At 63.6% G+C, this 11302-nt stretch carries 10 protein-coding genes; 5 read left to right on the forward strand and 5 right to left on the reverse strand.

What is annotated here, in order from left to right:
• Positions 1–16 precede the first annotated feature (16 nt).
• The gene (locus VMR39_RS11490) at positions 17–172 is read left to right on the forward strand and encodes a lasso peptide biosynthesis B2 protein (protein WP_325416104.1); all 156 of its coding nucleotides are present in this window, start codon (positions 17–19) and stop codon (positions 170–172) included.
• Between the two features lie 74 nt (positions 173–246).
• Entirely contained in the window at positions 247–1923 is a 1677-nt protein-coding gene (locus VMR39_RS11495; protein ID WP_325416094.1) for an asparagine synthase-related protein, read from the forward strand.
• Here VMR39_RS11495 and VMR39_RS11500 read toward each other — a convergent pair.
• From VMR39_RS11500 to VMR39_RS11520, 5 genes are all read right to left on the reverse strand, one after another.
• Positions 1905–3938 (reverse strand): Atxe2 family lasso peptide isopeptidase, encoded by a 2034-nt coding sequence (locus VMR39_RS11500; protein WP_325416095.1) that lies wholly within the window; start codon positions 3936–3938, stop codon positions 1905–1907. The genes VMR39_RS11495 and VMR39_RS11500 overlap by 19 nt on opposite strands.
• A gap of 110 nt (positions 3939–4048) precedes the next feature.
• Positions 4049–6640 carry a TonB-dependent receptor gene (locus VMR39_RS11505; protein ID WP_325416097.1) on the reverse strand — a complete coding sequence of 864 codons (2592 nt, stop codon included), beginning with the start codon at positions 6638–6640 and terminating at the stop codon, positions 4049–4051.
• A 101-nt stretch (positions 6641–6741) separates the two neighbouring features.
• Positions 6742–7752: a FecR family protein gene (locus VMR39_RS11510; RefSeq protein WP_325416098.1), complete on the reverse strand. Its 1011-nt coding sequence runs from the start codon at positions 7750–7752 to the stop codon at positions 6742–6744.
• The gene (locus VMR39_RS11515) at positions 7749–8240 is read right to left on the reverse strand and encodes an RNA polymerase sigma factor (protein ID WP_325416099.1); all 492 of its coding nucleotides are present in this window, start codon (positions 8238–8240) and stop codon (positions 7749–7751) included. Before VMR39_RS11515 ends, VMR39_RS11510 begins: the two co-directional genes overlap by 4 nt.
• A 356-nt stretch (positions 8241–8596) precedes the next feature.
• Positions 8597–9529, reverse strand: a complete 933-nt coding sequence (locus tag VMR39_RS11520; protein ID WP_325416100.1) for a nucleotidyltransferase and HEPN domain-containing protein — start codon at positions 9527–9529, stop codon at positions 8597–8599.
• Positions 9530–9823: 294 nt separating this feature from the next.
• Between VMR39_RS11520 and VMR39_RS11525 the strand changes: the two genes are divergently transcribed.
• From VMR39_RS11525 to VMR39_RS11535, 3 genes are all read left to right on the forward strand, one after another.
• The gene (locus VMR39_RS11525) at positions 9824–10225 is read left to right on the forward strand and encodes a hypothetical protein (RefSeq protein WP_325416101.1); all 402 of its coding nucleotides are present in this window, start codon (positions 9824–9826) and stop codon (positions 10223–10225) included.
• 90 nt (positions 10226–10315) lie between these two features.
• Positions 10316–10882 (forward strand): hypothetical protein, encoded by a 567-nt coding sequence (locus VMR39_RS11530; protein ID WP_325416102.1) that lies wholly within the window; start codon positions 10316–10318, stop codon positions 10880–10882.
• 206 nt (positions 10883–11088) lie between these two features.
• On the forward strand, positions 11089–11302 hold a 214-nt coding region (locus tag VMR39_RS11535; protein WP_325416103.1), incomplete at its 3' end, for a hypothetical protein.

Below are 11302 nucleotides of genomic sequence, written 5' to 3' on the forward strand. Positions count from 1 at the left end.
GCATACGCTTGCCTTCATATGGATGTGCCGTCTGGCAGGCTATCGTCCAAGCTTGGTGATCGGGGTCAGGGTAAATCCGTTTCAGGCTCATTGCTGGAGCCAGGACGGCGCGCAGGTGCTGAATGACACGATCGACAATGTCCGTGCCTATCAGCCGATCCTCGTGCGATGAGCGGGGGCGAATATCTGGTGCTTGTGGCCCATGAGCCCGGGGCCATGGCGCGACTGGGTCCGCGGACGGATGGCGTGACGCGTCTCGAACCGGTCGCATTCGAAGGCCGTGCGCGTGTGTTTGCCCAGACGGGCTGCGTGCACGCCGCTGCTTCGCGCGCGCGTCATGCGGTTCTTCTGGGGTCCGTCTTTGAGCGGCATGGCTCCAATGACCACAGCATCGAATTGAAGGGGTCTGTCCTGGAGTTATGGCTCCAAGGATCTACCGACGCCCTGCTCGATCGACATTGGGGCGGCTATGTCGCGGTCGGCAGCACGGGTTCGGCGGTCCGGATCCTGCGCGACCCCTCCGGCGCCATGCCGTGCTATTACGCCGCGACGCCCGGCGGGGTGATCCTGGGATCGAGCATCATGGTCCTCCTGGAAGCCGGGTTCGAACGCCCCGCCGTCGAGATCGATCGCGTTGCGCAAGGCCTTTACCGGGCCGACTTGCCCGGCGAGGCGACAGCGCTTTCGGGTATTCGTGAACTCCTGCCGGGCGACGAACTCGTCATCGATGCCCGGTCAGTGGATACGCTCCATCGCTGGTCGCCCTGGGATCACGTGGCGTTCGAGCCGGACCTCGGATTTGCCGGACACGCGTCCGTCCTGCGGCGTGCAGTTCAGAACACGGTTGCAGCCTGGTCGCGCCGCTTCGAGCGTGTGCTGGTCGGGGTATCGGGCGGGCTCGACTCCTCCATTGTCGCGACCTGCCTGCAGAGGCCAAAACCGCCAGTTGTCGGCGTGACGGTCGCGACGGACGACCCGATCGGCGACGAACGTGACTATGCACGGACTATCTGCGGCCACCTCGGCCTGGAACTGGTCGAAGAGAAATACGAGTCATGCGACTTCGGCATCGCTCGGTGCGCGCGCCCCAATCTGCCGAGACCGACCGGCCGGACCATTGCGCAAGTGTATGACGCTGCGATCATGCGTGCGCTTCGTTATTCGGGAGCGCAGGCGTTCTTTACCGGCAACGGCGGTGACAATGTGTTCGCCTTTTCGCACTCGGCCGGCGCCCTTGCCGACCGTCTGCTGCATGACGGGATATCGAGCGGGGCCTTGGCGACGAACAGGGCTATCCGCCAATTGACGGGCTGCACGGCTATCGAAGCCTGGCAGTCGGCCTTGCGCCTCCTGCGACGGCCCCGGCGCTATCAATGGCGCGCTGATCGGCGCATGTTAGCGAGCGAGGTTGTCGCCGAACTCGATGCGCAGCCGCTGCGCCATCCCTGGCTCGATGCACCTGCCGGCGCCTTACCCGGCAAGGCGGCGCATATCGCGTCGCTCCTTCGCATCCAGCGCCATCTTGACGGAACACGCCAGTTGGGAATGGCAAGCCTCGTCAACCCGCTGATGTCCCAGCCGATCGTCGAGACCAGCCTCGCCGTCCCAAGCTGGATGTGGTGCCAAGCCGGACAGGACCGGTCCGTCGCGCGCCACGCCTTTGCAGACGCACTGCCGCGATCGATCGTGGAGCGCAGGTCCAAGGGCGGTCCGGATGGCTTTGTCGCTCGAATGCTGATGCAACATCGGAGTGCAATCACGGAATGCCTGCTCGACGGAAGCCTGGCACGGCACGGCATCATCGATCGCCCTGCCCTCGAAAGGCGCCTTCGCAGCGACCGGCCCGATTGGGGCGCCGAGCGGGTGCGTTTGTTCGAACTGCTCGAGGCAGAAGCGTGGATCGATCATTGGCGCGCCGGCTGACCGACGGCCTGCGGTCGCTCGCGGCGCAAGGCCTTCCAATGATCGAGTTCATCGGAGGGTGCATCGATCGGCTCCTCGCTTTCGAGCCAGAACTGAAACCAGGCCAGGCTTCGGCGATAGACCGCCAGGCGATGGGCCGGTTGCCATTTGACGTGATACTCGCCCGGAAAGACATACATGTCGGCGGGCTGGTGATGGTCGCGCAGGGCAGTGAAGGCGGTGAGCGCGCTCAGCAATTCGCCGTCCGACACCTGGATCAGCATCGGCACGTTCAGACGCCTCGCATTCTTGGCGATCGATACCGGATCCCAAATGGGATCGTCGTCGCTCAGGACGCCCGGATAGGACTGTGCGAAGTGCTTCATGGCGCCAGGGCCGACACTGATCGCAAGCGAGGAATCCCAGCAGCACGAACTGAAGGCTGCCGCCTGGAAGAGGTGGCTGTTGATGAGGGAAAAATTGGCGGTAGATGCCCCGTCGCTGAGACCGGTGATCCCCATCCGATCGGGATCGACGATGCCGCGATCAACGAGGAGCTTGATTCCGGCCTCGAGTGCGGCCTCGACGCTGCGGCGATCGGCGTAGTCCTTGTCGTTGGCGCGCTGGGCCGCGGCCAGAGTGCCGGCCTGTGCCATAAGACCGATATTGGGTGGGCGATTGAAACTCAGGACAGCAAAGCCGTGGGCGGCGAAGAGCTGGATCGGATATTCGTCGCCCGTGCCGCCGCGCAGGAACCCGCGCGACTCGTACTGGACGACGATCAGCGGATAGTGCTTGCCCGGCACGTACCCGACCGGGAGGACGAGATCGCCGAACGCCTCCAGACCTTGCCCGTTGCGCCAGTGCAGGCGCTCGACCTGGCCGAGACGCAGGGACCGAAATTCCGGATTGGGATCGAACAGCGGGGTTTCGCGGCCGGACGGCAGATCGATCTGCGAGAGGTAACGGGGCCGTAGACTGCTTTCCCTGAGGCAGATCACGCCGCGCTCGACTGGCAGGCAATTGGTCAGGACGTCGTTCGTCACAAAGATGCGCCGGGGTACGGACCTGCCGGGTTTCCACTCGTAGATGGCGGTCGCCTCAAGGTCCCATCCTTCGCGGTGCAGGAAGCGCAGCCGCCCGCCGTGCGTCCACCAAAGGTCGGAGAGGTGGGCATCGCAGACGGGCGACGAACAGGTCACGGTGCGTCCATCCGCCATGCGCGCGGAAAGGCGCATTCGCGGCGGAAAATGCTCGCCCTCGATGGCAAGCCAGGCCATTTCGCCGCGCCGCGAAGTGGCCCCGGTCAGGGCTCCTCGCGGCGCGGCAGGATCCCAGTCGAACAGCGCTTCTTGTGAGCTATCCGCTTCCCGCGCATCGGCGCCCGGGGCGTCCGGCTGGACCCAGGTTCGGTAGGGTAGCGGGCCCGGAACGAAGGGCCGGCTGGCGGCCATCGGTGAGAACCGGTCATCATAGTGAAAGCCGTTCTTCGCTTCCGCCTCGATCGCCTCGAGCCCTGTCCGCAGGCCAGGCTGAGTCTTGTAGATGACCGATCGTCCGTCCACTCCGATCCTGAAATCGAGCACGTCATCCGGGCTGCGGGTGACCGCCCGGCTCCCGGACCCATCGGCCTCGGCGCGCCAGACTTGAACCACGCCGTCGGCCTGCTTGAGAAACAGGACGGCTTTCCCATCGCTGGTCCATCGCGCCAGCCGATCGACGACAAGTCCGGTCGGATAGCCAGCCTTGCCGCGGAAATCGTAACGCAGCCGGATAAGCTCGCCGCCTTCATCGACGAGGACCGGTTTCGCACCCGGGCGCAGATCGAGCACAAAGATGCCGAGACAGAAGGCGTTGTTTGCCGGGTCCGCTCGGCGCATTTCGAAGGCGAGCCTGGTGCCATCTGGCGACAGGGCGATGGCGTTCGGGTCCGAAGGCACGAGGCCCGCCCAGACCGGCGTATCGAAGTTGGCACCGATATCGCGCAGGCGGACCAGGTAATCGGCCGTGAGCAGGCGGTGCTCTGGGCTACCCATAGGCGGGGTCAGGGCAGCGGCGCAGTCCTGCTTTGCCTCGGCGGCCAAAGCCGGTGACGCGAGGACAGGACACAGGCCAACCGCTGCTATGAGCAAGCGAAATCCCGGCATCAGAAGGCCTTCGACAATGCGATGCTGATGACGCGGCCTGTCGCCGGATAATTGGTCGAATCGTAAGGCGGGTCGGTGGGAATGGCGTTGCGGATCGTGTCCGGCTTGGCGTTGAACAGATTCTGCACCGTGAGTGTGAGCGTGACGCCAGCGCCGATCCCGTCCTTGGCCTGGGATCGCAACTGTCCGACGAGATCGAGCGTGGTGAAGGACCCGACGCGTGTTGCGGGGATGTAGCGATTGTCGGTTGTTCCGCCGATATAGCTGCCGAAGGCGGACAGCGTGACGTTATCCTGCTGCCAGGTACCACCCATACGGCCGCGCCAATGCGGTGGGTGGAAGATCAGGCCTGCCAGCTGTTGGAGCGGAAAGCCGGAGCTTAGCTGCTGATCGCTCTTGAGGTAGCTCGCTGAGCCCTCGAATTGCACGAAGTTGTCGGCGCCAAGGTCGAGCTTGTAGTGCGCCGCCAGATCGAGCCCACGCACATGCTGGCGGGCTGCGTTCTGCAAGGTGTCGACGACAAGAGCGCCCACGGCGGAGGGATTGAAAGGCGCACCGGTCTGGTTGCTCAGACCCTGAGGGAGATCGGCGATGGCTGCGTTAACCTGCGCGGCGCTGGGCGCATAGGTCACGTAGCCGGCGTAGATCGGATCGGAGAGCGAGGCGAGCAGATTGCTGATCGGGGAGACGACACGGTCGCGGTAGCGAATGTCGAACCAATCAAGCTTGATCTCCAGTCCGCGAACGGCAGCTGGTGCCAGCGTAACCCCGACATTCCAAGTATCTGCCTTCTCGGGTTTGAGGCTGCTGTTGCCGCCTGCGAGCGCAAGAACGGGCAAATTCGATCGCGCGCCGGGGAACAGCGAAGCGGGCAGAAGGACGCCCTGGCTGGGCTGGTATTGCTGGTAGAGCGTCTGGGCCTTGAACGATTTGCCCCACCCGGCTCTGATCGTGACGGCGGGATCGGGTCGATAAAGCAGGCCGATCTTTGGCGTCAGAAGGCGCGCATTCCCGGGATAGTCTTCGAAGCGTGCAGCCAGATCGAGTTGAAGGCGGTCGACAAGAAGGCTCCGGTTCGCCTCCCCGACGATCGGAATCGAGAGCTCCCCATAGCCATAATACACATCGCGCCCGCTGGTGATGTTCCTGGTGATCGCACTCGTGCCGCCGCTTTGCTGACGGACCAGGACATCGAGACCATTGCGTCGATAGCCCCCGCCCAGGGCGAGCCTGACGTCGCCTCCCGGCAAGGCCAACAGCGCGCCTTCGGCGCCGATCTCCCCGGATGCGACGCTATTGTCGTAATTGAGCCAGGAGCGCAGCGTCTCGGCGCCGCCCGCATAGCGCCGCGAGAAAATGTGGTTGTCGCTGAACCCGTAGACGCCCGACGCGAAGACCGTCCAGGAGCGCCCCAGATCCCAGCGAAGCGTACCCGAGAAAGTCGCGGACTGGACCTTGGGCTGCGAGAGCAGGCCGTTTGTCGTGACGCTGCTGGTCGTGAGGAAAGGCGCGGCAAGCTCGGTCAGGCGCTTGTTGTACTGGGCGTCGAATTCGAGACTGAGGCGGCTCGTGAGATCCTGATGACCGGCGGCAAGCAGGCTGTATTGCCGCTGCCAGGGCACCAATGTCGAGGTATCGTCGAGTCCCCGTGTGTAGTCGCGGTTGCGCGCGGTGATGGCGGTGACATTGGAGTAGCTGCCCGCCACCATTATGCCGCCGCCATTCCAGCGGCTCCCCGTCAGGAGGTCATATTGCTGCTGGGTGTTGCCGCCGTCAGTGGAGCCGCCGAGGCGGGCTGATGTCTCCAAGCCCTCAAAATCGCGTCGCAGGATGACGTTGGCGACGCCGCCGACGGCATCGGAACCATAGAGAGCGGAGGAGCCGTCGGTGACGATTTCGACGCGGTCGATGGCGTGCAATGGGATCTGCGAGATGTCGACGCCCTGGGCAATGGTATCGTAGGCAAGGCGGTGACCGTTGAGCAGGGTCAGTGTCGCATCAGGTCCGAGACCTCTCAGGTTGAGTGCGGAAGAGGAGCTGGAGTTCTGATTGCCGGCACCCTGATCGCCGCCGCCAGCGACGCTGGGGTTCTGGCCGCCGGTGAAATTTTCGGGAATGGACCTGATGAAGTCGCCAAGATCGCGATGGCCTTCCGCCTCGATAGCCTTGCGGCTCGTGGTGCGCACCGGGGCCGAGGGAGTTCCCCCGCGGATATGCGTGCCCGTCACCACGATTTCGGTGTCAGAGGCGTCGGTCGTGCCCGCCGCGCCCCCTTGCGATCGCCCCACGATGACGACCGCGCCATCGGAAAATCGCGCCGTGAGGCCCGAGCCCTTGAGAAGTTGTTCGATCGCCGCGCGCGCCGTGAGCGAGCCGTGAAGCCGCGGCGCCGAGACCCCGTTCACTTGTTCGGCCGAAGCGTAAAGCTCGAGACCGGCCCGTGACGCAACCGCGCGAAGCGCATCGCCCAGATCCTGCGCCGGCAGATCGAAGGCATAGACGGTGTCCGTCCCGGCCCATGCCGCGACGGGGCAAGTGCCCAGCGCCGCTCCGGCGAGCAGAACCGCAATGACCGATGCACGTTTCCTCATGTTCAAGTCCCCCTTGTCGTGCCGGCCCTTCACGAAACGGGCGCGGCGGTTGGGGACGTTCGACGCAGGCGATGGGGCCGACCTTAGGGGCGCCTCAAAATTTATTTTTGGCTGAGGTGGATGCCGTCGGGGCGGCGTGAGACGTCGAGATCGAAGACTTCGGCGATGCGGCGGGCGAAGGCGTCGGTATCGGTCAGGCGAAAACGGCCCGAGGCCTGCAGCGAACCCAACCTCGAACCATCGACGGTGATCGGCTGCGCGGCATAACGATTGGCCTGATCGACCAGGACGGAGAGCGGAACGGCCCGATATTCGACCCATCCCGATGGCCATTGTGCGTCGTTCACGGAACGCAGACGCTGTGGCACGGGAAGATAGCTGAAGCGGGATGCGCGATAGGACAGGCTCTGTCCCGCAAAAACCTGCCGCGCCGGCACCACATAGACGGCCTGCTGGGCCACGGGCCGGACCTCGGCATTACCGCTGATCAGCCGGACAAGCACCTGTCGGTCGTCGTAGCCCAGATCGAAGGTCGCGACCTTGGCGGTGATAGTGCCTGCGCCTGCCGAGACGGTGAAGGGACGCGGGTCCTTGGCGACGGCAATGCGGGCCTTGCCGCGCTCCAGATCGAGATTCCGGGTCGAGGCATCGATCGTGAAAGCGAGCTTGCTGTCGGTGTCGAGCGTCACCGCAGTGCCGTCGGCAAGGCGGAATGTGCGAATTTCTCCGCGCGCGGTCATGAGTGGCGACGCCGCTGTCGGCGCAGTTACCGACTTGGGATTGTTGCCATGCTCGAGTGGGGGGGCGACGACAATCATCAGCAGGGAGGCCGCCGCCGCCGCGAGGGCGCCGGCCACCAGCCAGCGCGCGGCCGGCCGGGATCGGCGGGCATCAGCGCCGTGGCGCCCGGATTGTTTGAGGAGCGCGGCGCCCTCGAAGTGGCGAAGGGCCCAATCATGCGCGCGCCGGTGGTCTGGGGAAGCCGCCAGCCATTGCTCGAAGGGGCCTTCGAGCGCGGCGGCATCGGGGCCGCGCATGCGCACCAGCCAGGCAATGGCCTCATCCTCAATCGTGTGGGCTTGGTCCTGATCGCCCCCCTGTCCATCGGTCATCGGCCGGCGTCCACCGCCCGGGCAATGTGCGCGAGGGCCCTCATCATGTGATATTCCACCGTGGCGATACTGATTCCCAACCGTTCATGGATCTGGCGATAGCTGAGCTCGTCGACGCGGTGCATCAGGAAAACACGGCGCGTCTTCTCCGGGAGACCATCGACCGCACCTTCGTAGAGCCGCAACAGGTCTCGCGCTTCGATCCCCTGTTCCTGCTCGGGAAGGCTGGCGGAATGCAGGTCTTCATCGAACGGGAAGACGATGACGTTGTCAGCCTTGCGCCGGCGGGACCGGTCGATGAGGAGGTTGCGCGCCACGCGGCGCAGGAAGGCGGCCGGATTGGCGAGCCTTCCGGCCTGAGCACTGCCGGCGGCGCGCGCGAAGACTTCCTGCAGCATATCGGGCGCGGCATCGTGCCCGGCGCGGCGGCCGAGATAGCGCAGCAGCGCCGGTCCCTCGTGCCGGAAGGCAAGATCCAGCGTAACCACGGCATCGGCGGGGTCAGGTTCATGCCCGTCGGCCCGCGTGTCCGCGCATGGCCCCTCGGTCGCGACGGCAGATCGCGAACCATTCTCGCCAGCAATGGAACTGAGAGGCCGTGAGGACACGAGCAAAACGGGCAGGCAAGACCAAACGCACCGATTTCCTGGCGTGTTCGGCTTCCAGCGCTGTGCCGTCGTCGAGCCGCTTCAGGAAGCGGCCTTGCCCGGTCCGGCCGCCCGTCCTTCAAAGGACCGGCGTTCATGATGCCTGGCGGAATAGGTCCACGCGGTGGTTGCCAGAAATCCCGCCACGCAGCCGCAGCATGACGGCAACTGCAGAATATGACAAGCGGGCCGGAAACTTACGCGGCTTCGCCCTCGGCCTCGACTAGAAGCTGAGCAATCCGCTCCGAGCAGATCGCATGGACCGCCTGTCCCAGATCTTCGATGCAACCGGCCAGCCAGGCAAGCTCTACCTCGCTGATCCGGTAATGCTTGGAGTAACGGGCCTTCACATAGGCTTCCTTGAGCTTTTCGAAGCGGGCGCGTTCGAGCCGCTTCTCCCGCGGCCAAGCATCGACGAGGCGCCGGTCCAGCCGTTCTGCCTGGGTGCGGAGGAAGCCGATATTGTGGACGTGTGGCGTGTAGAAAGTGCAGACCAAAAGGGCGCAATGGTAGAGAAATTCCGTCGTTTGATGTAGATCGAACGCTGCGGGTTTCAAAAACCCCTTTTCGCGCCCCACCTTTGCGAGTTCGAACCGTTGAAGGGCGGCGGGATACCACTCATCGAAATACTCTTGCGCCATCGCCAGCGCCTGCTTTGGCGTCTTGGGCTTGGGCTCATGCAGTTCGTCATCGACCGCTTCGTAAAGCGCGATCCCGTCGCGCCGCACATCCATGAAGAAATAGCGGCCGTGGGCAAGCCCATCGTTCACCTCCTGCAGGGTGTGAACGATGAAATTGACCGGCGTCTTCAGCGTCTTGGTGATCGACAGTTCGCGGTTGAGGCGATCTTCGAGCTTCAGCCAGTAGTCGACCCGGTCGGTCAGTCGCTTGTCGTTGACGATGACGAGCAGGTCGAAATCGGATTGGTAGCCCTTGGCGGTGTGCGGCTCATCGACCCATCCGCCGCGCGCGTAGCTGCCATAGAGAATGACCTTCTCGATCCGCCCACGCTTCTTCCAGGGGTGCTTGGCAAGTGCCAGCGCATCCTCGAACTCCTCGAAGATGATCGCCACGACCCGCTCAAGTTCACGGCGCTTGTGTGCTGGCAGATGTTCCAAATCCCGACGCATGAGAACACCTTAGCAACCTTTCGGGCGGAGTGAACCCCATGAGAAATCGACTTCCTACCCACGAGTGCAGGACTGGCATCGTCGACTCCCGCCGACATAGCGGCCGTTCGAGGGAAACAAGCAGTCACCTGATTCCTGCCTTTCGTTCACATTCTCTGGCAGCGACAGCTTCGCGTCGTTAAAACCAGTTATTGAAGACCTATTGCAGCGACCATAGAAGTTGCCGCCTCACCACGCTTCGAACTGCGGTATGCATTGTTCCTTGAGCGGTGATTTTGACGTTCGGGGGCTGTCATGGACGAAGAGGAAGTAGAGGGGCTGATCGCTGAGCTGCGCGCGATGTTACGGGGTATGGGTTTTGACTGGGCCGCTGAGCAGGCCGAAGCGGGAATTCATCCTGCCACCGCAAGCCGAGCAGTGGCACGTGCGTTAATCGACGCCGCCGAGGCAGTGACGGTCGATCTGGCGCAGGCGGAGCTCGCTACCATGCAACTGCTCAAGGTCGATGAGATCGTCTTCATGCCGGGCCCCGACGCCGATGGTGATGCTCGCGACTTAGTGGAGACCAAGGAAAGTATCGGCCTCGACCAGAACGACCGGGTGCGCGGCCAGCAGCGACGCGCGGCGCTCGACATCGTGTCCGGATACGCGCCGACGTTCGCGGCCCTGAGGGGGCGCCTCGATGGCCTTGTCTAGCATGCTGTCGACGATCAGGCGGCGCTCTCCACCGCCGCCACGCTCGGCTACAACGGGGCAAGCGCCGCGCATGACGTCTACGAGGGGTACGTGCTGGCGCTTTTCGTCCAGGCTGCGTCTGCGGATCACTGGACCACCGAACTGCGCGACCGGTCGGACAACCCCACGACGTACGCGGTCTTCCGCCTAGCGCCGGGACGGTTACCCTCCGGCAACTTCACGCACGTCCGGCTCACGAAGCCAGGCAAGGTCGACCTAGAGGCGCACATTGGCGTCAAGGTTCGAGGCGCCTCCTCCATCGCGCATGAGTTCGACCTCCTGTTGCTTACCGCTTCTGTCGCCGCAGCCTGTCGCCGGGCCAATCAAGACCCCTCTTACGCCGATGTAGTAGCTCACGCGGAGGCTAAGTATTATGGCGGTAATCTCTCGCTACCAATTGGCCGCGCCGTAGTGGGATTGGCTACCGATTGTGGGATGACCGCACCGCTCCATTCAAACGGGCGCTCGGTTTTGGTTACCAATCAGAACAGTTCGACGGTGGAGGCCCTGATCCGGCACTACGGAGTGACGTTCAGGTTCCTGATAAAGCCTTCCAACAGCTTTGGCATCTACCACTTGGTTCAGCGCTTCCGAGCCATGCTGAATTCGGCGCCCTAATTACTCGGCTCCCTGCAGATACCGGTCTTCGATTCGGCAGGCTGCGCGAATGACCGATTAATCATCGTTTAGAGACTACACAGCGGGAGCGGATCTATTAGTGTTCAGAGACCCTGGCAATTCGAGGGACCTGGTCGCTCGAATGATGGATCTGAGTTGGGACAGCACTTTGGATGCCTGATGTGTTCGTAGGAGACGCTTTCAAAATGAACGGTGACGATCTTCTCAAGGAATTTGAACGGCGCATCATGAGAGCGAAGGGAACCAAGTCGGTCACGGACACGGTCCTCGCAAGGGCGATCGGTGTTACCCAACCACAATTGGGCAACTATCGCGGCAAGGAACTCACCCCCCGCCAAGTCGTCAACTTGGTCGAGAAATACGCGAAGGCGTCAGAGAACAGGCTGGTAGCGGAAACCG

Source organism: Sphingobium sp., assembly GCF_035511395.1.
Classification (GTDB): Bacteria; Pseudomonadota; Alphaproteobacteria; order Sphingomonadales; family Sphingomonadaceae; genus Sphingobium.